This window comes from Blautia acetigignens, from assembly GCF_025566865.1.
Classification (GTDB): Bacteria; Bacillota; Clostridia; order Lachnospirales; family Lachnospiraceae; genus Blautia_A; species Blautia_A acetigignens.
Map to the genome: position 1 here is coordinate 141,806 of NZ_JAOQJM010000007.1, position 23,313 is coordinate 165,118.

Annotated in this window: 18 protein-coding genes and 1 riboswitch; of the genes, 4 read left to right on the top strand and 14 right to left on the bottom strand. The window is 42.4% G+C overall.

The genetic code is table 11. The features are described 5' to 3' along the window. Nucleotides 1–269 precede the first annotated feature (269 nt). Entirely contained in the window at nucleotides 270–908 is a 639-nt protein-coding gene (locus OCV70_RS10575; RefSeq protein WP_117852774.1) for a YesL family protein, read from the top strand. A 78-nt stretch (nucleotides 909–986) separates the two neighbouring features. On the opposite strand, the gene OCV70_RS10580 is transcribed toward OCV70_RS10575, so the two are convergent. Then, the gene (locus OCV70_RS10580) at nucleotides 987–1,688 is read right to left on the bottom strand and encodes an L-ribulose-5-phosphate 4-epimerase (RefSeq protein WP_021926091.1); all 702 of its coding nucleotides are present in this window, start codon (nucleotides 1,686–1,688) and stop codon (nucleotides 987–989) included. A 196-nt stretch (nucleotides 1,689–1,884) separates the two neighbouring features. Then, nucleotides 1,885–2,595 carry an acyl-[acyl-carrier-protein] thioesterase gene (locus OCV70_RS10585; RefSeq protein WP_117852772.1) on the bottom strand — a complete coding sequence of 237 codons (711 nt, stop codon included), beginning with the start codon at nucleotides 2,593–2,595 and terminating at the stop codon, nucleotides 1,885–1,887. 210 nt (nucleotides 2,596–2,805) lie between these two features. Continuing rightward, a riboswitch (purine riboswitch) is annotated at nucleotides 2,806–2,902 on the top strand. 118 nt (nucleotides 2,903–3,020) lie between these two features. Here OCV70_RS10585 and OCV70_RS10590 point away from each other — a divergent pair. Further along, nucleotides 3,021–4,349, top strand: a complete 1,329-nt coding sequence (locus OCV70_RS10590) for an amidohydrolase family protein (protein ID WP_117852770.1) — start codon at nucleotides 3,021–3,023, stop codon at nucleotides 4,347–4,349. A gap of 214 nt (nucleotides 4,350–4,563) precedes the next feature. Here the strand turns inward: OCV70_RS10590 and OCV70_RS10595 are convergent, their stop codons facing one another. The 3 genes from OCV70_RS10595 to OCV70_RS10605 all read right to left on the bottom strand — a co-directional run bounded on the left by OCV70_RS10595 (nucleotide 4,564) and on the right by OCV70_RS10605 (nucleotide 8,076). Continuing rightward, a complete protein-coding gene (locus OCV70_RS10595; protein ID WP_021926088.1) occupies nucleotides 4,564–5,871 on the bottom strand; it encodes an ATP-binding protein in 1,308 nt (435 codons plus the stop codon). A 401-nt stretch (nucleotides 5,872–6,272) separates the two neighbouring features. Continuing rightward, on the bottom strand, nucleotides 6,273–7,274 hold the full coding sequence (locus OCV70_RS10600) for a GTP-binding protein (RefSeq protein WP_117852766.1): 1,002 nt from the start codon (nucleotides 7,272–7,274) through the stop codon (nucleotides 6,273–6,275). Nucleotides 7,275–7,539: 265 nt separating this feature from the next. After that, nucleotides 7,540–8,076, bottom strand: a complete 537-nt coding sequence (locus tag OCV70_RS10605) for a hypothetical protein (protein WP_117852764.1) — start codon at nucleotides 8,074–8,076, stop codon at nucleotides 7,540–7,542. A 370-nt stretch (nucleotides 8,077–8,446) separates the two neighbouring features. On the opposite strand from OCV70_RS10605, the gene OCV70_RS10610 reads away from it, so the two are divergent. Continuing rightward, nucleotides 8,447–9,088, top strand: a complete 642-nt coding sequence (locus OCV70_RS10610; protein ID WP_243000244.1) for a LytR/AlgR family response regulator transcription factor — start codon at nucleotides 8,447–8,449, stop codon at nucleotides 9,086–9,088. 23 nt (nucleotides 9,089–9,111) lie between these two features. After that, the gene (locus OCV70_RS10615) at nucleotides 9,112–9,948 is read left to right on the top strand and encodes a GHKL domain-containing protein (protein WP_243280808.1); all 837 of its coding nucleotides are present in this window, start codon (nucleotides 9,112–9,114) and stop codon (nucleotides 9,946–9,948) included. Nucleotides 9,949–10,021: 73 nt separating this feature from the next. On the opposite strand, the gene OCV70_RS10620 is transcribed toward OCV70_RS10615, so the two are convergent. The 9 genes from OCV70_RS10620 to OCV70_RS10660 form a co-directional block, all read right to left on the bottom strand. Beyond that, nucleotides 10,022–11,584 carry a DUF5605 domain-containing protein gene (locus OCV70_RS10620; protein WP_117852758.1) on the bottom strand — a complete coding sequence of 521 codons (1,563 nt, stop codon included), beginning with the start codon at nucleotides 11,582–11,584 and terminating at the stop codon, nucleotides 10,022–10,024. A 66-nt stretch (nucleotides 11,585–11,650) separates the two neighbouring features. Then, on the bottom strand, nucleotides 11,651–12,286 hold the full coding sequence (gene pgmB / locus OCV70_RS10625) for a beta-phosphoglucomutase (protein ID WP_117852756.1): 636 nt from the start codon (nucleotides 12,284–12,286) through the stop codon (nucleotides 11,651–11,653). Between the two features lie 9 nt (nucleotides 12,287–12,295). Then, nucleotides 12,296–15,154, bottom strand: coding sequence for an alpha-L-rhamnosidase (locus OCV70_RS10630; protein ID WP_195587849.1), 2,859 nt, complete (start codon nucleotides 15,152–15,154; stop codon nucleotides 12,296–12,298). A 37-nt stretch (nucleotides 15,155–15,191) separates the two neighbouring features. Next, nucleotides 15,192–16,880, bottom strand: coding sequence for a glycoside hydrolase family 3 protein (locus OCV70_RS10635; RefSeq protein WP_173766185.1), 1,689 nt, complete (start codon nucleotides 16,878–16,880; stop codon nucleotides 15,192–15,194). A gap of 109 nt (nucleotides 16,881–16,989) precedes the next feature. Further along, nucleotides 16,990–17,979 (bottom strand): ABC transporter permease, encoded by a 990-nt coding sequence (locus OCV70_RS10640; protein ID WP_117852750.1) that lies wholly within the window; start codon nucleotides 17,977–17,979, stop codon nucleotides 16,990–16,992. A gap of 31 nt (nucleotides 17,980–18,010) precedes the next feature. Continuing rightward, nucleotides 18,011–19,174 (bottom strand): type 1 periplasmic-binding domain-containing protein, encoded by a 1,164-nt coding sequence (locus tag OCV70_RS10645; protein ID WP_117852747.1) that lies wholly within the window; start codon nucleotides 19,172–19,174, stop codon nucleotides 18,011–18,013. Between the two features lie 58 nt (nucleotides 19,175–19,232). Then, nucleotides 19,233–20,468: an SGNH/GDSL hydrolase family protein gene (locus tag OCV70_RS10650; RefSeq protein WP_173766187.1), complete on the bottom strand. Its 1,236-nt coding sequence runs from the start codon at nucleotides 20,466–20,468 to the stop codon at nucleotides 19,233–19,235. 23 nt (nucleotides 20,469–20,491) lie between these two features. Then, nucleotides 20,492–21,472 (bottom strand): ABC transporter permease, encoded by a 981-nt coding sequence (locus tag OCV70_RS10655; RefSeq protein ID WP_117852743.1) that lies wholly within the window; start codon nucleotides 21,470–21,472, stop codon nucleotides 20,492–20,494. 12 nt (nucleotides 21,473–21,484) lie between these two features. Further along, nucleotides 21,485–22,990 (bottom strand): sugar ABC transporter ATP-binding protein, encoded by a 1,506-nt coding sequence (locus OCV70_RS10660; protein ID WP_117852741.1) that lies wholly within the window; start codon nucleotides 22,988–22,990, stop codon nucleotides 21,485–21,487. Nucleotides 22,991–23,313 lie beyond the last annotated feature (323 nt).

Genomic DNA, 23,313 nt, shown 5'->3' on the forward strand with positions numbered 1-23,313 from the left:
CAGCTCTCTTTTAGCTGTTGTCATGGTAGCACTAATTTTTATTGGAAAATACGGTGAAAATTTGACATGGTTTATGGAAATTTTAGAATTAATTCATAGACAAATGAGAAATCACTATTGCTGTACCCAAGATATGATTTTTACTGTAGACCGTAAAATTCTTTCTATATAATATGAGGGAGTAAGAACTCTAAATGAAACAATGTCATTAAGTAACATTGCTGAACAGTTGAGCTATTTACATCTGAATACTCTGGAGGTAAAACATTATGAAATTCAATCCCGACAGTCCATTTTTTCAGTTTATGAATTCTCTGGCGGCATTTATCGGACTGAACGTGATCTTTCTGATTACATGTCTGCCGATTTTTACCATAGGCCCGGCTCTGACGGCACTTTATACGGTAACCTTGAAAGAAGCACGCAAAGAAGGCGGATACATTTTCTCCACCTACTTCAAAGCATTCAAAGAAAATTTCCGCCAGTCTGCTGCGGCGTTTCTGATTCAGCTGGTTCTGGCACTTGTGTTTCTTTTTAATGCACATTTCTGGGGCGAACAGAATACCGTACTGGGAAATGCACTTATGTTTGTAATGACTGCACTTCTGGTGGTTCTTGCACTGACTTTTATGTACTGCTATCCTTTGATGGCAAGATTTGATAACACCCTGACGCAGTCCATGAAAAACGCATTTTTCGTTGCCATAACCCATCCTAAATTTACATTGGGGCTTGCGGGAATTTTGGCGGTATATCTATTCTTCTGCTTTGGATTTTCTGATTTTGCAAAGGTATTTATGATTTTGCTGGGATTTTCTTTTCTGGCATACTGCAATTCTATGCTGCTGATGAAGGTTTTTCAGGATTACGAAGAAGAACCTGTAGAATGTATTTTGGAAAAAGAATGATTTTTCTATGAGAAACAGCCTTCCGGAAAGATGTCGGAAGGCTGTTGATGTTTTGTTGAAGCGTATTTGCAAACTATGTTAGATTTCCAAGGTTCCCTGTCCGTAATAAGCATTCTCGCCATGTTTTCTGTAATAATGCTTATCCTGAAGCTCCTGCGGTGCCGGTTTCACATCTGGATTTATCAGCTCGCAGCGGGAAGCCATCTTGGCAACCTCTTCCAGTACAACTGCGTTGTGAACAGCTTCATGAGCATCTTTTCCCCATGTGAAAGGTCCGTGGTTCTTGCAGAGAACTGCGGGAACAGCTTCATAGTCTCTCTTCTTGAAATAATCTGCGATCAGGATACCTGTATTTCTCTCATATGCTTCTGCAATCTCGCTTTTATCCAGATTACGGACACATGGAACTTCTCCGTAAATGTAATCTGCATGGGTAGTTCCATAGCAAGGAATTGCGCGTCCTGCCTGTGCCCAGCTTGTAGCCCAGGAAGAATGGGTATGTACGATTCCGCCGATTTTCGGGAATGCATTGTAAAGCACTACATGAGTAGGTGTATCAGAAGATGGATTATATTTTCCTTCTACTTTATTTCCCTCTAAATCCACCACTACCATATCCTCTGGTGTCAGCTTATCATAATCTACGCCACTTGGTTTTATTACAAAAAGACCCTTTTCACGATCGATTCCGCTTACATTTCCCCAGGTAAAAGTAACCAGACCATATTTCGGCAGATCCATATTTGCTTTGTAAACTTCTTCTTTTAATTTCTCCAGCATAGTTGTGTCCTCCTTTGCACGTATACTATTATCTATACTATATCACTTGTACAGACGTATTTCCACTTGTATTTTGTATATTTCCGGTACTGTTTCATTATTGGCTGTAAAATAGCCAGCGGTCTGTTCCTATTATGTTTCAGCCTGGCTGCAAAATTTTTCTCTGCCTGGCAATACAATTGGCAATATATAGAAATCAGGCTTCTGTAAATTCTACCACAGCGTAGGGTTCGCCGCCTTCTGTGGAAAGGGCGACGGTAACTTTCCCGGTTTCCTGCTTCACTGACGGGTAAAAAATATCTCCCAGCAGTGCCTGTTTCTTGTACTCCGCTCTCATCTGACGGATCACAAAGCCCTCCGGCAGATAATCTGCTGCCATGCGGATATACTGGCAGTTGTTTACATGATGATGGGTGTCCAGATGGTGCTTCTGAATAGCAAAGGGTTCTTCCGCAGTCATGTTCTCCGGCAATGCAATTTTGCGCGGAGCATAATCCATGTCCAGTTTCTCATCCAGCACATAGCCTCTGGTATCTTCATCTGTAAGGCGTGCCGGCAGCCCGGTCTGGGTGTCAATATTTGTCCAGATGCTGTTCGCCCAGGATAAACGCTCCCCATCTTCTGTTTCCAGGGTAAAGTTACGCATTCCCAGGAAGCCCTTGAAACCATATGGGGCTGTGGTGGCAATGATGGATTCACCCATCTTGGGATAGCGTTCCACTATGATCTGCCAGGAAGAAAGTACCCAGGCTCTCTGGCGATTCTCAAGAACCTCCATTCCCTGTCCAATGCTTTCAGACTGGAATGTGCAGCAATCCTGATAATAATCCTGAATCCCCGGCAGGGTCAGGCATCCGTTCTCTCCTATTTCACTGTATCTAACACGGCCTTTAAAGCTGTAGCTCATATGATGTCAATCTCCTTTTTTTGCGTAGCGTAAAATCGCTTCCGTGACGGGAACCGCGAACTCCGCTTCGCTCCGTTTGCGTAGCGTAAAATCACCTCCGTAATTTTACTTCATTATATACCAAATTCTGTGACAATGGTATGAAAATATGGCGAACATTTGTGAAATTTTTCTTGATTTGGCATGCAATTCTGTGTACAATAAAGTTATAAAAACAAAACAGCGAACGCTTATATATGTCCATAATCCGGTTGGACGTTTCTACCAACTACCCTAATAGTTGTCTATAAGCTGCATGCGAGGAGGTGTGCAGGTGTAACATATTGCGGGTGGTTTTTTATTGGTCTGGCTTTGACTGAAACTGCACAGCCAAAAACTTCTTCCCATTATGCTTGGCACTTCTGTCGCGGAAAGGATGGTTTGATATGAAAAAAGAATTGTTTGCTTTAAAAGGTATGATCTGTTACAGCAAGAATCAGCGCGAAATGGTTTTCATGGAGGACTCCTATGTGGTCTGTGAAAACGGCATCTGCGCAGGTGTTTTTTCCCAGCTTCCAGAAGAATATAAGGATGTTCCAGTGGAAGATCTGGGCAACCGCCTGATTATCCCGGGATTTACAGACTTGCATCTTCATGCTCCCCAGTACGCTTACCGGGGAACCGGAATGGATCTGGAACTTCTGGACTGGCTGAATACCATTACCTTCCCACAGGAAGCACGTTATGCGGATCTTTCTTATGCGAAAAAAGCCTACTCTATTTTTGTAGATGATCTGAAGCACAGCTTTACCACAAGAGCCTGCATTTTCGCCACCCTGCACCGTCCGGCTACCGAACTTCTTATGGATATGCTGGAGGAAAGCGGTCTGGCAACTATGGTTGGAAAAGTAAATATGGACCGCAACGGCTCACCGGAGCTTCAGGAGGAAAGTGCGCAGGCATCTGCGGCGGATACCCGTCAGTGGCTGGAAGATATTAAGAGACGTTACGACCACACTTACCCCATTCTTACTCCACGTTTTACCCCATCCTGTACGGACGAACTGATGACGGAACTTGGTAAAATTCAGAAAGAATATCACGTTCCTGTGCAGTCACACCTGTCTGAGAATTTCGGGGAAATCGCATGGGTGAAGGAGCTTTGCCCAACCAGCCGATTTTATGGGGACGCTTATGACATGTTTGGACTGTTCGGAACGAAAAATGCAGAAAGCGAACTTGATTACACAGCAGCGTCCGCAAACAGCAATTCCTGCCCCACAATTATGGCGCACTGCGTCCACTCCACAGACGAGGAAATTCAGATGATCAAGGATCAGGGTGTTTACATTGCTCACTGTCCGGAATCCAATACCGACATTGCGTCCGGCATCGCGCCAATCCGCCGTTATCTGGACATGGGCCTTCACGTAGGCCTTGGCACTGACGTTGCTGGAGGTTTCTCCCTCTCCATGTTCCGCGCCATCGCCGACACCATCCAGGTATCCAAGCTCCGCTGGAGATTAATGGACCAGAACCTGGCTCCTGTCACTCTGGAAGAGGCCTTTTACATGGCCACCATCGGCGGCGGTTCCTTCTTCGGAAAAGTAGGAAGCTTCGAGAAAGGCTACGAATTCGACGCTATGATCCTGGACGACCACAACATCCGCCACCCCCAGGAAATCTCCACCCGCGATCGACTGGAGCGACTGGTCTACCTGTCCGATGACCGGAATCTGGTCGGAAAGTATGTGCAGGGACGGAAGGTAATTTAACATTCAAAACATCTTGACATTTTATTAAATATTGATAATATAAAAAAAGAAACGAGTTTTACAACCGTACAGCTATTGCTCAAGCGGCCAGCTCGTTTCTTTTTTTTCTTTATATATTTGTGGGAATTTTTACCAAAGTTTTTTCTATTTTCACCACAAAAAAACGAGCCAGGATTTCGAAATCCCAGCTCGCTTTTCACCTTGCCTTCATGAATTATTTTTCCAAATATTCTCTAATTCTATCAATATTGTACAAAGGAATGTTGGTCATCCATTCCTGTCTCCGATAATCCGACATTGATGTTCTTACTGCGTATTTCGGCTTATATTTTTCACAAAAAGCTTTAAGACTTTTTGCCCGTAAATTTTCTTCTGCCTTTACTTCCAATGGAACAATAGAGGTTCTTCCCTGTAAGAGAAAGTCAATTTCTCCACTGGAATTTGCTGTAGAATAATAGTATGGCTCTATACAATCCAGTGCGACCAGTTGTTGTAAAACATACTGTTCTGTTAATGCACCTTTAAATTCTGTAAAGATACGATTTCCATCAATAATTACCTGCGCGTTTATGTCTGTCATGGCCATCAACAGCCCCACATCCAGGAGATACATTTTAAAAACATCCAAATCCAGATATGCCTTCAGCGGAAGTGCAGCTTTCCCTGCCCTCTGTACCTTATGAATAAGTCCGCAATCCAAGAGCCATTGTATTGCCAACTCAAAGTCTTTCGCTCTGGCACCTTTCCGCACCTGTCCATAAATGTACTTTTTATTTTCCTTTGCAAGCTGCATAGGAATTGAATTCCACACCAGATTTAGCCTTGGAACTAAAGAAATTTCAGCATGTTTCGAAAAATCCTGCTGATAATAGTTCAAAAGGTTCTTCTGTATCTCTCTGACACGGTTAAAATCTTTGGTTTCCGCATATGTCTGTACTACTTCCGGCATACCTCCTACATAATAGTACTCCCGTAACCGATCTATATACTTGGACTTGAACATAGTCACCATATCGGTATCTGGTCCCTGCAGAATTTCTACAAAACGTTCTTCTCCCAGAGCACATAGAAATTCCTGAAATGTTAACGGATGTAAATCCATAAAATCCACTTTACCAACCGGGAAAGACGTTCCTTTGTGCAGTGCTACACCAAGAAGGGAACCAGCTGCCACGATTGCATATTCAGGTGCATTCTCACAAAAATATTTTAAGGAAGATAATGCCTTTGGAACTTCCTGCACTTCATCAAATATCAGCAGTGTATTTTGGGCATCAATAGAGATTCCTGTTTCCGCACTGATTGCCAGCACAATTCTCTCTATGCTGATTTCCCCTTCAAACACTTGCTGCATTCTTGTATTACTATCAAAATTTACATAAGCAACATTCTCAAAACAGGTTCTTCCAAACTCTTTCATCAGCCATGTTTTTCCCACTTGCCTGGCACCCCGGATAATCAAAGGTTTTCTGTTTGGTTTGGTTTTCCACTCTTTTAATTTTTCCAATGCAAAGCGTTTCATCTATTTCCCTCCCCATTGATTGTGTTAAATATCCATATGAATATTATATCCTGCTCTTTTCATTTTATTACCATCTCATGCTTGAGTCAACACTTTTAAGGCTGAGTTTATGTTGTAGCAAAACATTTTTAAGGTCGAGAATATGTATTATTAGAACATTTTTAAGGTGATATCATTATTCTGCAAGGATTCTACCCAAATTTTTCTATGGCTACGGCAACTGAAGTCAGACAAAATATACCGCGCAGTATTGGAAGAATTATTGTCGATTTTGATAGCATAAGAAACGAATATTTACTGGAAGATATAAAGAAATACGGAAAGCAAATTTATTAACCGATATAACATTTTGGGGAAGATTGCCGCAGAGCAAACACTTCTGCGCTGCCGCAAATCTCTAATTATTCCCTTTCCAGATACCCCCGTATCCGTTCTTCGTTCATATTCTCCCCGATCACAATCACCACTTCCTGGCCTACAGAAATTGGCCTCAGGGAAAATTCCTTGCGGGTGGCGTTGAGCTCCAGCCACTGGGCTCCATGGTCAGGAACGCCAGCTGGCGTCTTTGCCTCCTCATCACAGCTAGTATCCACCTGCTCAGCCAGCTTCACGAATCCCTTAATTCGAAAAACATCCCCGCACTTCGAATCTTCCAGGATCTCATGGGCCGCCTTTTCCAGCTTCTCCTCCGAAATTTTCAGTTCCATAAAATACAGTGACTGGAATCCCTCTTTCTCATCAAAGCACTGCTTCTCAAAGTCCTCCATCACATACCCACTGTGAAAAATCCTCTGGAAATCCTCATCCGTAAACTGCTCCCAATCTTTACATAGCACGTCCTGTTCTGTAAAACGCCGCTTGCACTTCACGCTCTCCAGTGCCCGGTTCAAATGCTCCACCGTTCCCGTAATTTCCTCTGCGGACGCCTCCTGGCTTTTACTCAGAACAATGCATCCGGCATCCGCTGCCTCAGATGCCAGCAGATATTCCGCCTGTGGCTGTAGCTTCTTCTCCAGCCTTGCGTCAAGAATGGTGATTACATTTCCAATCTGATACCATTTGTCCAACGGTTCTTCATAAAGCGCATCAAAAAATTCATCCACATCAAAAATTCCAGACGGCTCGATCAGCACCCGGTCATAACCGCACATTCCCATTGCGATCAGCTTGGTCTTAAACCTTCTTCTGTGGCAGTCCTTGTCACATCCGCCGGAAACCATTTCCAGCTCGCAATTCTCGCCTTCCAGATCATGAAGCAGCATCATATCCACATTCACTGCCCCGAAATCATTTTCCAGAATCCCAATATTCTGCCCCTGCTTCATCAGCCAGGATGCATATTTCTTTATAAATGTAGTTTTCCCTGAGCCAAGAAAACCTGTAATTAAGTCAACCTTTACCATTGTAGATTACCTCTTATCAGCCATATAATTATATTTTAGTCCAACATTTCGTTTTTTCTTAATTTTCCCACTCTTGTTATACCATTCACAACATTATTTGGAAAGGATTTTTCCACAATATGAGAAATATTCTTCCACAAATAAAAGAAGCCTCCGAGATTCATGCCTGATCCCGGAAGCTTCTTTTATTTATTGCTTCTTTTCCGTGCAATTTTTATTATTTTTTACTGAATCGTAACCTGTGTATAAGGTGTCAAAGTAACGCTTAATAAACCATCATAGAATGCCTCTGGATCCTCTGGCTGCATAAATCCGGTACCATACCAAAATCGCGTCCTTCATAACCGCTGTTTGCTGCGTACATTCTTGCATATAATGTTGTGGAAAGCTTAATGGTCAGTGTGTTTTCTCCAGAAACAAGATATCCGCCAAGATCCACTCTGTCACTTGCATTATTTGCATCCAGAGCAGTTCCATTAATTGTGATCTCACCGATCTGATCCTTTCCATAAGTTACATCCAGGTATGCTCCGGTTGTATCGCTCCAATCCTCTGGTAAAGTAAAGGTTGTCGTATACTCACCAACACCGGAAACATAAAGCATATCGGTTACGCCCAGCTCATTCAGCTGGTCTTCTGTAGCTGCAATATCTTTCCACTTACCAAGCTTCTGCTCGCCAAAATCAACGTCTGTGATCTTGCTTACACTTGGATCATTTTCATCCTCTCCAGGTCCATAGCTGTGAATGAGCAGATTCCAGGAAGCATCTGTAAGATCCAGAGTATCCAGTGTCTTTTCCACATCTGCAGAAGCTTCTTCACTAAGAACAGCCTCCCCCTTAAGGCTTTTTCCATTTGGTTTTGTTCTATGGTTATTTTTTATGGTAATACGAACATTATCACATATTTTTTGTGAAATCTACCCATTTTCGCAACTGGTCTTTTTCAGGCGCAACTGGAAACGCACAAGTAATCTTATACGTTTGACTTTTTATAAGTAATTTTATACAATATCGTTATCCATTTACGCATTCCCAGCATGCAGCATTTACGAACAGAAAGAAGGAATTTTATCCATGCATATTTTTATCTGTGATGACGACCGGATATTTGCAGACAAATTTGCAGAACTGGTTAAATAAGAACTACATAAACATCAGATTGATACAGACATCCATACCTTTTTATCTGCATCCGCACTCACAGATGCCTTTCAGAAAAAGCAGCCCTGTGATATTCTTTTTCTGGATATTGATATGCCCGAAACCAATGGAATTGATCTGGCTGTTTCCTTAAAAGCATACGAGATTAAGCCTTATCTTATTTTTGTCTCCACTGTGGAAAGCCTTGTATACCAGACCTTCAAGGTAAATCCTTTTTGGTTTATCCGCAAGCGTTTCTGTGAATCGGAATTACCGGAAGTTATCACTGCACTGCTGGCAGATATGCGCATCCATCTGCTGGAAACGATTACCCTGAATTGCGCACATTCCATTTACACGCTCCACCCGCTTAGCATTTGTTATGTGGAATGTCAGAACAAAATCCTGCACATTCATTACGCAAATCCGGTACAGAATATTTCCATTCCCTATACGCTTTCTTCCTTGGAAAAGGAGCTTTTGCCCTATGGTTTTCTTAGGGTGCATAAAGGTTTTCTGGTAAATTACCGCTACATTTTTACCATCAACCGACAAGACATCCAGTTGGACAACGGGGACCACATTCCGGTGAGCAAGCACCGTGTGGATCCATACGAAGACCAGACGATGTTTTTCCCTTACAGGAAGGTACACCCAATATCCGCCCGTTAATGCTTCTTATTTTTGCAGTTTTTATGGGCTGTCTTCTGACAAAAGCAACCTTAAGCCATCTGGTAATTCTGGCTCTTTTTTATATCCCGGTAAGCGGTCAGCTTCACCCGCTTTCCTATACCATTAGTTATCTGTGGCCAGCAGACTTGCTTCCTGGCTGGAATATGATTTATGTGATTCGTGCCCTGTGTATTTTGGTTTTGTCCGTACTGCTGACCTGGATTCTTATCAAGCTTGGGCGATTACTTATAAAGATTACAGACCCCTTTTTTCTGTGTCTGATTACGGTCTGCGCCCTTGGATTAAACATTGCGGATATCTACCTTGGTGCTATTATGAATTCTATGTTTATCCTGAATATCACCTACACTTTGCTGGTAATTATCTCCCTTCTAATCTTCCTTCTCATCGGAGAATCTTCCCGGCATCAGGCAGAAAATCAGCGACTTTTATTTCAGCAGGAAATCGAAAACAGCTATCGCAATTATATTTTTGAACTTGAAGAAAAATCCCAGCAGATCCGTCTTTTCCGGCATGAATACCAGGGAAAACTGCTCCTTATGAAGACTCTTTTGAAGAAGCAGGATTACCAGACACTGGACCAAGAATTGCAGGATATGCTTGAGGATATTCCCACAGCGGAACAGCTTGTAACTTCCGGCAATGTACTGGAAAATAATCCAGACCTGAAAACCACCAAAAGCAACCCCAGCTACCACGGCTACGGCATCCGTCTCATCCGCCAGATTGCCGAGAAATACAACGGCGCAGCGGACTTTTCCGCCACAAAAGAGTCCTTTATCTGCCGGGTCATGCTGACGCTGGATGGCGTGGATGAAGAAAAAAATACACCTGTATAAGGAAAAAAATGGCGGCAGCATATCGCTTTATGCTCCGCCATTTTTTGATTCTGTTAGTATTATTTTTTCCAATCTATTTCTTTATAATCCTAATCGCCATCCACTCTTGTCCTGGAAGCTCGACTTTCGTAAAGCCACTATGCACACCAGTATCGGTAATCGTCATGTTCCAGGTATCAATAACCTCAACCTGATAAGAGGCATCCTCCGGCAGTTCCAGTATTCTGTATGCAGGTCTTCCGATTCCGAAATAATGAAGTTCATAGCTGCACCATGTGGTTTGCATCCAGTTGCAGATTTTATTTTCCTCTACCGGAATACTGATTACTTCGTCAAAGGGTTCCTCATTGATTGCCTTCAAGCATCCCCCCGGTGTTTCATCCCAGATTTTTTTCAGGAATTTAAGCCGTGGTTCGCTGTCGCCATGAAGCACTCCACCCTTAGCCCACCAGAGAATGTCCTCTGGATGAATATATGTCTCTCCATGTCCGGCACATCCGCCTCGCAATACGCTCTCCCAGAACCGCCTAACCAGCTCCTGCCCGGAAATATTCCCCCAACCACGGTCAACATTTCCTTCATAGCCAATTTCATCCCATACTACTGGCTTTTTATACTTTTCCAGATGCTGTTCAGTTTTTTCTACATGTTCGTAAGTTGTATTTTTCTGCATACTGCAATGAGTAATCCAGTCTTCTGTATAGTCAAAAAATCCCATACAGTTATGAATAGAACATAAATGTCCGTATGCATCATTCTGGCGAACCAGTCTGCCATAATAATTCCATTCCTCTTTCGTAAATGGCATCAGATCATATTCATTTGCCATAGACCACCACACGTTGTGATATGCACTGTATCTCGCCACCATATATTGCAGATATTGCTCATTACAAGCCTTCTCCATAGTAGAAAATCCCCATTTGTCATAAGGGTGAAAAAGAATAATATCCGCTTCAATCCCAAGGTCTCTGAGCTGAGCAATTTGGTCGTCCACTTTTTTAAAATATGCAGAATTTGGTTTATAAAAATTAAAGTCTCTGATATCCTTCGCTTCTTTTGTTTGCGGAAAAGTAATTGGAATTTTCCCTGCAGCCTTTTCTTCATCCTGCCCTCTGCTTATTCCTCTTTCAAAAGGATAATACTGTGGTTCATTCTCGTTGAACTCATAATATTTGGGAAATATGCAGAAACGTATTTTATTGAAACAGCTGTTCTTCAAAGTTTCCAATGTCTGGCGCTGCAGTTCCTCTGTCTGATAAAGCCAGGCGTAACAGGTAGTTCCAACACTGTGATAAATAGTGCCATCTGCATATGCCAGATATCTACTGTTTTTAACCTGCACAGGGCCATGATTTCCACCGTCTGCGGCAATTACCTCAAATTCACCCTCATATTTGTCAGATTTCTTATTCAGCTGATAATTTCCAGTTTCAACTTTATAAGTATAATGGCCTTCGTAAGACGGCATAAAACGAACCTTGTAAACGTTGCCGCCATCATAAAAGCTTTCCACTTCCACAGTTTCCTTTTCCCCGTGGAAAGCCGCTTTCAAAGCTCCTGCCTGAACAGGCTCTGACATATTTTCTACACAAAAAGTCAATTCAAATATATCCCATTTCTTTACACTTTCCATTCTACTCCTCCAATGTTGCCCGTACTCTGGAATTTTTTATTTTCAGAACTGCAATTTACCGGACATTTATTCCTCCAATGTCAAAAGTTCTCCAAAGCTCTTGATTTTCTTATCCGTAGCTCCATATCCAGCTGCATCTCCAATTCCCACAGCCTGCATGCCTGCACTTTTTGCCGCGTCAATTCCTGCATAAGCATCTTCCACAACATAGCATTCCTCTGGCTTTTCGCCAAGAAACTCTGCCGCTTTCAGAAATACTTCCGGGTCCGGCTTAGACTTCGTAATATTCGTTCCATCAGAAATTGCATCAAATGCACCCAGCAGCTCTACCTTTTCCAGAATAAATTTCGCATTTTTACTGGAAGAGCCAAGTGCCAGTTTATAGCCCCTGTTATGCAGCTCAGCGAGTGTATTTCTTACTTCATCTGTCACATCATCAGGTGTCATACCACCTAGAAGTTCCTTGTAAGTATTGTTTTTGCCTTCCATTAATTCTGCTTTTTTCTCCTGAGAAAGAGCTGGTCCCTCATATCTCTCCAAAATAATTTCCAGGCTTTCTGCACGGCTTACACCGCGGAGACGGTTATTAATCGTCTCGTCAAAATAAATCCCCATCTCATCTGCCATTTTTTTCCATGCCAGGTAATGAAACTTATCTGTAAATACAATAACACCATCCAAATCAAAAATAAATGCTTTCATAATATACTCCTATTTATAAATTACATCTAACTGTAAAAGTTCCTCTGCAGCGCTCTGTACCATATCCGGATGAAAGCCCAGAAAAAACATATATTGCAGTTCGTTCAAACTCAGGTTCAGGTCCTCCGCATCTTTTCCCTGTATTTTTGCCAATGCTAATGGCATTTTTCTTTCCAGAATTTCCAGTGCCCGGGGATCATTCTGCATTTCCTCCAGACGGGAATCCATGGTGTACGCTTTTCTGTAATCGCGCTTCGTTCTGTATCGGAACTCATGAACACCAGGCTCCAGCTTTATCTCCTCCTGCAGATTTTTCTTTTCTGTTTCCGCCACTGACGGCAGTACTGCAGTTGCATGGCAGCCAAAGGGTACCTCAAAACGAACGGTTACCGAACCGTCCTCATTTACCGACCATGCAGAGGTATATTTTCCACTTACGGAATCGTACCTGTATTCCACAAATCTCAGTTTATTGTTCAGCTGCGGCGCAAAATGAACTGCTCCAAATCCAGCCTGTGTTTCCTGAATTCCAGCCATATAGCGGTACACATACTCCATAACAGAACCATAAGAATAATGATTCAGGGAATTCATTTCTGTTCCACTGATAGTTCCGTCATCCAAAATAGAATTCCAGCGTTCCCAGATCGTAGTTGCTCCCAGATTTACGCAGTGCATCCATCCCGGGAAGCCTTCCTGGAAAAGAATGTAGCTCGCCACATCCTCAAGTCCATTCTGTGCCAGCACCTGACAAAGCATTGTCGCGCCTACAAATCCGCCTTTAATCTTATAACAATCTTTTCTTAATCTTTCTTTTAGTCCAGAAATCAGTTTATTTTTATCACGATACACGCCAAAATTCAGACACATGAGATATGCTGTCTGCGTATCCACGGCAAGTCTTCCATTTACTGCAAAAAACTCATCCAGAATTGCTCCCTGGATTTTCTCTGCTTTCTCGTAATAATATTCTGCCTCCATCTTGTACCCCAGAATTTCAGCCGCCTTTGCCACTTTTCCGGTTGAAGCATAATAGTACAGAGAAGCAACCAGGGTATCATCCGTGCCACCCTTCATGCTCTGCGGACTAATTCCATCCTGTGCCAGCCAATCTCCAAAATGAAAACCGAAGTCCCACAGGTTGTGATTTCCATTTTGCTCCTCGCTTCGGATAATCCAGTCTACCCATTCTTTCATCATAGAATAATTTCGTCTCAGCTCATCCTTATCGCCATAATGCTGATACAAAACCATAGGCATAAAAGCTGCCACATCTCCCCACACACTGGAACCGCCCGGAAGGCCGCCTAAATTTGGAATAAAATTTGGAATTGCTCCGTTTTGTTTTCTCTGCTCAATGTGCAAATCCTTTAAAAACTTATGATAAAAAGCCCTGGTATCCATGTTATAACAGGCAGTTGGCGCAAAAACCTGCGCATCCCCAGTCCATCCCAGTCTTTCATCCCGCTGAGGACAATCTGTAGGCATATCCAGGAAATTGGACTTTTGTCCCCACATACAGTTTTTCGCAAGGCGGTTTAACTGAGCAGATGAGGAATTAAAATATGTGGTTGTTTCAAGATCAGAATACACAACACAGCCTCGGAAAGCTGATGGTTCTACCTCTCCTGGCCACCCATTTACACGGACATAACGGAATCCCAAAAAAGTAAAATGCAGGCGAACCGTTTCTTTTCTGCCATCTGAAATGTATTCGAATCTTGCTTTTGCAGTTCTGTAATTATCGTTATAGAAATTTCCATTCTGCAGTACTTCTCCAAAATCTAAAGTAACCTTTGTGCCTTGTGGAAGCGCAGACTCAAACTCCATAAATCCCACCATGTTCTGTCCCATATCCAGAACAGTCTCTCCTGCAGGCGTATGAATTACTTCCTGAACTGCAAGTTTTTCCTTTACAATAACCGGAAGACTGTAACGTTCTGTGAGGTGGGAAGGAATTAGGGAAATATTTCCCATCAGAGTTCCCTCATCCCGCTCAATTAATTCAGCCTGCTTCCATGGATTCTCCGTATTCTTCCACAACTGACGGTTTAATACTTCCCCGTCATAAATATCACTCATCTCAATATCACTGCCGCGATATTTCCATGTCTCGTCTGTTGCAATTACATCTTCTCTTCCGTCTTCATACCAGATATGAAGCTCCGCAATTGCAGCAAATCTTGTACCATAGCACTGGGATGCACCATCGTAACCCAGTCTGCCCTTGTACCAGCCATTGCCGCAGTAGATGGAAATGGAATTATCCTGACCAGAGCATAAGCAGTCCGCCACATCATAGGTCTGATATTGTATCTTCTCACGATAATCGTTGCAGAATGGCGCAAGAATATCATCACCAGCTTTTTTTCCGTTAATATATGCTTCGTATAAACCAAGACCTGTTATATACAATCTCGCCTGTGCAATCCCTGGCACAAAGCCATTTTCATTCTTTTCTGTTACCGAACTACTCTTAATTTCAAATTTCTTCTCAAACACCGGAAGAAACTTATCCTCTTTCGCCGTACTGATAAACTTTCCGTTCCATGGCTTCCTGCCCTTTCCTCTTTCGAAGAAAGCTATGCCAGACGCCTGGTCCCCCTTATCTCCAGTCACTGTAACCCGGCAGTAGTAGCGTGTACAAGGCTCTACACGCACCCCAATTTCCTGTCCAATACTTTTCAGTTCTGCCCCATCCTTTTTCCAGATACAATCTGAAAAATCCGCCTTTTTACTCACTTCAATCCTAATATTCTCAGCCCGGCAGGACTCACTTTCCCGTACCTTCCATGAAACCTTCACCTGATCCAGATGGAATCCTACTGGATTTGTAATGCCATTAATTTTAATATCACAGATTTTCATGCATTGTTTCCTCTGATTTTTCAAAGTCTCGTTATTTTTAATATTTCAAATACTCTTTTCCGCAGAACGGATCTACCGGGCTTTTTCCTTTAAATTCAGATCTTCCCATCAGCTTCTCCACGCACGCATCAATCACATAATCGTTGTTTGAGTAGCAGTTAATATAGGTCTGAATCTGCGGTATGTCTACAAGAGAATAAGGATTGGCCATACTTATGTAAACAACCGGAACCTCAGCTGTAAACCATGGACAATTGTCTCCATTGCCCCAGAATGTGTACCACTGGTAACGGTTTGTCACCTGATTGGATGCATTTTCCATATTTCCAACATAGAGAACAAGATCGTATTTGCTTACGAAGGTTCCAACGGAAAAATCAGGCGCAGATGAAAAATCTTCTTTCTCATATACAGAAACTTCAAAACCTTCTTTTTCCAGTAATGCTTTCCAATGCTCTGTAACACGGGTGCTTGACGGATAATTTCCCAAAATTTCCAGCAGAACGCGCTTTGTTTTTGCGGGAGAAAGAGGCAGAATGTTTTCGTTATTTTTTACCAGCGTCACAGATTTATCCGCACACTCCTTCGCCCAGTTTTCATATGTTTCATTGCGAAGAATTCTTAAGTCTTCTTTTCCTGGAACCAACTCTTCTTTTGTTTTTTTATGTAAACCAATTGCGGCTTTCGCAGCCAGAATTCTGGTCACAGCTTCATCCAGTCTCTTCTCTGAAAGAATGCCTTTCTTATAGCCTTCCATCATGTACTGATAGTCTTCATGAAGATCCTTGTTGAAAAGGAACATATCACAGCCTGCCTCAATGGAATATGGAACTGCCATTTCACGCTTCATTCCAACTGTAAAGCCAAGCATACAGGTGGAATCTGTACTAATCAGTCCATTAAAGCCAAGCCTGCCTCGAAGCAGTCCCTGAAGAAGCTCCGAGCTTAAAGTTGCAGGAACCAGTTTGTCTGGAAAATCCGGGTTGAAATGCTTCTGGTATGCCGGCTGGGCGATATGGCCAACCATTACCGTAAGTGCCCCATCATCAATTAGACCCTTGTAAATTTTTCCATAAGTTTCATCCCACTCTTCACAGGAAAGATTATTCACGCTTGTGAGAATATGCTGGTCAACTTCATCGCAGCCATCTCCTGGAAAATGCTTAATAGAAACTGCCACATTTTCCTCATCTGCGGCACGTTTGTATGCAAGTCCGCATTTCAATACAAACTCCGGATCATCTCCATAAGTACGCACGTTTGTAATGGGATTTCTCCAGTTTCTGTCAATATCTACCACTGGTGCAAAAGCCCAGTTACAGCCAACCGCTTTTCCCTCAGCACAGGAGACTTTTCCGAGACGGTATGCCTGCTCCGGATCACCAGTTGCGGCAATCTCCATCTGTTTTCCAAAAGAGGTTCCATCCGTTGCAATTCCATCACCGCCAGCTTCCAGATTGGCTGCAATAAACAGCGGGATTTTGCTGTGTTCCTGAAGCCATCTGTGGCAAGCCTGCATTTCCTCGCTTTCCCCACAGCGGTATAAGATTCCTCCAATATGGTGATCCAGCATTACATGCTGCAAATATCCCGGATCAGCAGAATATCCAATGGGAATCATTAATTGCCCGATTTTCTCTTCCAGGGTCATATTCTGTTTTGTCTCTTCTACCCACTTCACACCCTCGTCATCCAGGTTGAATGGTGCCGCTTTAATATCTATCATCGTTTTTTTCATCCTTTTTCACTAAATTTGGGTACAAAAATACTGCTGCAAACAGAAGCTCGCTTTTTCCGTCCGCATCTCCATTTGCAACAGTATCTGATTTCACATTTTATGCATGCGCTGCTTTTCTCTTTTCAAAGAAAGCTGCAATTTTTCCTGACTGGGAAGAAAAGGTATAGAAGCCCAGTACGAAAACTCCCATAATAATCTGCTGCCATCCGCCAGCTCCCAGATTCAGGCAGTTCAGACCATAGTTCATAATCTGCATTCCAATTGCTGCAATTGCGATTCCAATCACATCATTGCTTGCCAGTCCAATAAAAGTTCCCATAAATACCGGAACAATATAGGAGAACATAATGGATGAGGTTGCCAGGCCAGACTGTGGAGTGACATCATTCTGTGAGATGTACACGATTGCAGCCATTCCAATAATCAGCCCGGAAAAAATATAGGAAGTAAATACGTTTTTATTCTCATTGATTCCAATATTTACTCCAGCGCTCTGATTGTTTGCGAGAATTTTTCCTCTTCTTCCTGAAGCTGTAAAGTATGTATATACCACAAAAATGAGCATTGCCAGCACTGCTGGAAGAAGAACCAGCGGCATACGTCCCATTCTGGAAAGAGTCGGCGTGGAGTAAAACCCACGGATTCCCTGACCCCCAAACAGCAGATAGGTCAGTGATTCATACAAAAGTGTCATTCCAATGGTACAAATGATGATCGGAAGTCTTCCCACAATATATACAATGGCTGTTCCCATAGAAAGAACCACGCCCAGAGCTACGGCAACTGCAAATGCAGTCCACATGCTTCCCGTCTGCTGTCCCGCATAGCCTGCACCAATTGCGGCAAGTACCATGGAAGCACCTCCGGAAAAATCAAAGCGGCCGTTTTTTAGCTGAAGCCAGATAGCAAGTGCCACACATACTGTCATGCAGCTGTTGATCACAACCTGCTTGACCATATCTTTTCCCAGGAAAATATTGTGTCCATTTACAAAACATTTATCGCTGTTCATGGTGATGACAAGCATCACCACAAACATCAGCACTGGAAATGCCAGTGACAATAATACTTTTTTTACAGCTTTCATAGCATACTCCAATCGTCAGCCTATCTTCTCCTTAATATGTCAGAGTCTGTACAGCTTCTACAAGTCCGGCATAAGTCGCATCGGGATTTCCAAATGCAGTCATATTTAACACATCCTCCGGTGTATATGCTGCATTAGCTGCATCAGCGGTATTGTAAAGGGAATTAACATAAAGCTCCATATCCTCATCACTGTTTACAATATACAGTTCCGTGCTGATTCTCTCTGCCTTTTCTGGCATATCTGCAAATTCAGTATCATTAATCTTATTTAACATTAATACAAGCGGATAAACAATTGACTCTGCACCAGTAAATGCAATCTGCTGATAGGTCTGTGTTCCTGCGGATCCAAAGTTTGTTTCCTCTCCGCCGTCTGCACCAGTTGTAAACAGCTTAATATCGGAATCTACACCAGCAGAAACCATTGTAGGATATACAAAGCTTGTTCCTGCTGCGAAGCTCATAATTGCCTGTGTGTCAGGGTGTTTGGAGAAATAGGTGCTGTCAAGCGGAGCAAAGTTTAATACATCTACTTCTTCATCCAATGGATCTACTGTAATCGGTGTTTCAGCAGTTTTATTATACTCTTCCACATCGGCAACAAACTGTTCAGCAGCAGTTGTCTGTGCCGGGAAAGCCCATACCGGGAAAACCGCCATTGAAACATGAGTAAGCGGCGCATCCGCATTTCTTTCATTATATTCGATCAAGCTGTCAAAGAACTGATCTCCAATATTGACATCATCCGGGGCATGTCCATCAACAACTGTTCCAAGGAAGTTGGAATTTCCGAATACATCATCATAAGCAGTTGTGTAAGAAGTATCAAAGTCGCAAAGATAACCTGCATAATAAATTCCGGCCGCCTCACATTCAGAAAGAATGGACTGTGTTCCAAGATCCATAGTGCCAATGATTCCGTCTACACCGGAAGCAATTAACTCCTGTACCTTTGTAAGGTTTGCAGCTTCATCAGTCTGGGTAAATGTACCATATTTAAATTCTACATTTAATGTGTCAGCCAGGGATTCCAGAAATGCTTTTGTAGCATTCGGAGCCTTTCCTGTATCCTGGTAGAAGCAAACGCCAATTGTCGCTTTCTTTGGCTCTGCGGATACGGATACCACGCTTACAGAAGAAGCAGCCAGTGCACCAGTCAGTGCAAGTGCCATAATTTTCTTAGATGTTTTCATTTGATGATTCCTCCTTGAATTGTTTTTATTGTTATTGTTGTTATTCTTTTAAATTGCATTATTTTAATATTTCAGAAAGTGTTTCCTCAAACACAGGTGTCCACAGTTCTTTATAGCCAGTTGCATTTGGATGAATAGGATCTGGTTCATTTTCTGTTCCATATTTTGTCTTCATATAAGAATTGATTTCTCCTGAAAGACACATATCTTTCAGTTTTTCGTTGTTCCATAAATCAACTACATCAATATCCCATTTGTCTTTAAGTTCAAACAGTTTATCCACCATTGCCTGATATTCATCTGACTCAAAATATGTGCCTGTGTAGAATACAACCGGACAATCCCAGGTGCTTTTTACATATGAGATAATTGTTTCCATAGCACCAACTATAGTGGTATCATCGTATTCATCACTATCACTGATTTCACCTAATGGCATTCCATTTGTAGCATCATTCGTAGACAACTGTACCACAAAAGCATCAATATCCATATTCGGGTCTATTTCTTTCATTCTCTCAACATAAGAAGAATCTGAAGTATTAGTAAGCATAGTTCCGGAAATTGCATATTTATATGTGGAAACAGCACTGTGATTTTCTGCAACTGTCTCTGCCATACTATATCCATTATCCCCAAATGTAACTGAAGAGCCTAGCCATACAATTGTTTTTCCGGAAATAGGATCTGCCTCATCTGCATCTGCATTATTTTCTTGCGGAACACTGGCGTCATCCCCATAGCCGACTGCCACAGCGCTTCCAGCTTCATACAGATACATATTTCCCATTGGAGGCAATGCACAGGACATGGTTCCTCCCCATTCCATAGTGTATCCTGGTTTATAAGACACGGTAATTTTCTCACCGGCTTCTACTTCAACAGCTTTATCTACCACAAAAAGTCCTAACTCATTAATATCTGAATAAGTCTCATTACAATATTGGATTGGAATAATCGGCACATATTCTCTGGCATCACCAACAGTAATACCTACATAAGTTGTACCTGCTGCGTAAGGTGATTTACCAAGCTCCAAATAAACATCATATGTTCCCTCTACGCCGTCCGGAACATCAAATACCACCTCAGTATTATCTCCTACCTGTGTAATAACCCCAAGGCTTTCGTTATACCCGGACTCTACTTCTTCTCCATTCTGATCATAACCAGTTCCACTAACTTCTGCGTCAGAAGCTTTCAGCTCCACATTTTCCATTGCCTCAGCTTTAACCTGGACTCCAAACAACATAGATAAACAAACACCAGCTAAAAATAACTTTCTTTTCTTCATTTTCTTACTCCTTACATCTAATTTTATCTTGGAAGTACTCCATCACGCTTCCGGCAGGTTATCATAACAATAATGATAAAAATCACTGCTTTCAGGAAGTTGATCATATTCAGGTCAACGCCCATTGTGGTAAGGTCATTGCTGAGAAGCACGTAGGTAAAGGTTCCCACTAATGCACTGCTGACCTTTGACTTCATTCCGCCTGAAAGAGGCATTCCACCAAGGATCAGGCAGATCATAACGTCCATTGCAAAGCCCGTTCCAGTTCCTTTTCCAGCACTTCCTGTACGGGTAAGCATAATAAAAGCTCCAATTGCTACAGTCACGCCAAATGCCATATATGCAAATACCTTCCACTTTGTAGTATTTACGCCGGACTGTTCGGCCGCAATCTCGTTAGCGCCAATTGCTTTGGTATATTTTCCAAATTTCGTATATTTGAAGAAATATGTAACAAGCACTGCCACCACTGCAATTGCAATAATCAGCATAAGTGTGTACTGATTTCTGTCCATTGGCTTGATTTTTGCCTGAATGGAAATACTTGTATTTCCAGTTCCCTCCATGAGAAGCAACTGCGCTCCTGTGAAGAAGAACATCAGAAACAGGGAGGTTACGATTGACGGAAGCCCCAACCACACTGCAACAGCGCCGTTAAAAGCGCCACAGGCAAGGGCGATTGCCAGAACTACAATAAACGCAACCGCTACACCAGCAGTTGTTCCACCCATTTTGTTGGAGATCAGTATGTACAAAATCGCATATACACCAACCTGCTGACCAACGCTGACGTCCATAAATCCCATGGAGTAAACAAACACCGCTCCCAAGGAAATGATTGCATATGGCGCAACAGTCTGTAAAACTGTGGTCGCATTGTACATCAGCTTATCTCCGCTGAAAATCAGAAATAAAATTATCGTAATTACCAGTCCTGCATAAGCAGCCACATCATAAACATGTCCTTTCAGCCAGGAGGCTGTTTTATTTTTCTCTTTTTCCACTTCTTTGCCTCCTTATATCATGTACTCGATAATGTCGGTCTCCTTCAGTTCCGGAGCACGCATTACTTCGCCTGATTTTCTGAAATCTTTCATAATAATAATCTTATCTGCCATACCGATCAGTTCCGCCATTTCTTCACTGATCAGAATGATTGCCTTTCCTTCTTTCTTCATCTGGGCAATCAGTGCATACATAGACTGTTTCACGCCAATATCAACGCCTCGGGTAGGACAGTCCATAATCAGAACTTCCGAGCCTCTCGCTGTCCACTTTGCAAAAGAAACCTTCTGCTTGTTTCCACCGCTCAGAGTATTTACCCACTGTTTTCCAGTTCCGCATTTAATTCTGAAAGAATCAATTTCTTTATCTGCGCGATCTTTTTCAGAAGCCGGGTTTATGAAGGTTCCATGCTCCAGTGACGGAAGCAGCGGAAGTACGATGTTATCCTGAATAGAACCGTCCAGTATCAGTGCCTCTTTGTCACGGTTCTTGGAAATATATCCGATTCCGGATTCAATCGCCTGCAGACAGGTTTTAATCTCTTTTCCGTTTCTCACAACACTTCCAGATTCAAGCTTCTCTAATCCAAATGCGGCTCTTCCAACCTCATGCATTCCACATCCGGACAGACCGCCGAAACCAAGAATCTCGCCTTTATGTAAGGTAAGTGAAAAATCTTTAATCGGTCCAAAGGAGACATTTTTCAGTTCCAGCGCAATCTCATCGCTGTGGCTGGTATCGTAATCCTCGCGGTAATAAGCCTCTCCGATTTCTCTTCCAACCATCATGTAACGAATTCTCTGGACTGCATCCGGTGCATCCATTTCTTCCCGGTTCAGATGTCCGATAATATTTCCATCACGAAGAACCGTCAAGTCTGTACACTGTTCCAGGATCTCATCCATATCATGGGAAATAAAGATCACACATTTTCCCTTCTCCTTCAGCTCATGAATCAGCTTATACAGAATCTGACGACCTTCCAGGGAAAGAGCTGTTGTAGTCTCATCCACCACGAAAACTTCTGTTTCATCAGATACGCATCTCACAATCTCAATCAGTTTTCTGTCCTCGAATGTGAGCTTATTAATGCTGTCTTTTGCATGAATATTGGTGATTCCAAAGCTCAGAAGCATTTTCTCAGCCTCAGCATTTGCCTTTTTCATGCTGACGAATCCAAACTTTGAAAATTCATCAAATCTTCCAGCCAGCAAATTCTCTGCCACTGTACAATCTGGAATCGTGTTTGCTTCCTGAAGTACCATGCTGATTCCGGCTTTCTGAGCCTCCACCATATTTTCAGGTTTCCAGCTTTGCCCTTTGTATGTCATGGTTCCTCCGCTGGCAGCCTGCATTCCTGCAATAATTGAAGTAACCGTTGACTTTCCGCTTCCGTTTTCTCCGATCAGGCCGCGGATCTCTCCGCGGTAAAACCTCATGTCTACTCCTTTCAGAGCCTGAGTCGGTCCGAAAAACTTTGTCATATTTTTTACTTCAATGAGTAACTCTTTTTCCATAGTTTCCTCCGAATTGTTTCACTCCTGTGTCTCTTGCTTTTCATGATTATATTGTACCGTTTTCGGTCATGGTGCTTCAAGGCTACTTTTTTGCATTGAATCGTACACTTTTTAATAAAAATCATAAAATTTCTTCATAGAGCACCTCTTTCATCTTTTTTCACATAAAAAAATGTACATTTTTATATTTACATTTGGAAATACGTATATCATAATGAAGGTAACATAGTGCGGCACAGCCTACTCAGGCAATTGGTTAACATAATTTCATTTCGATTTTTAGGATAATCGCCGATGTTTGCAAAGAAATTCATAGAAAGGAC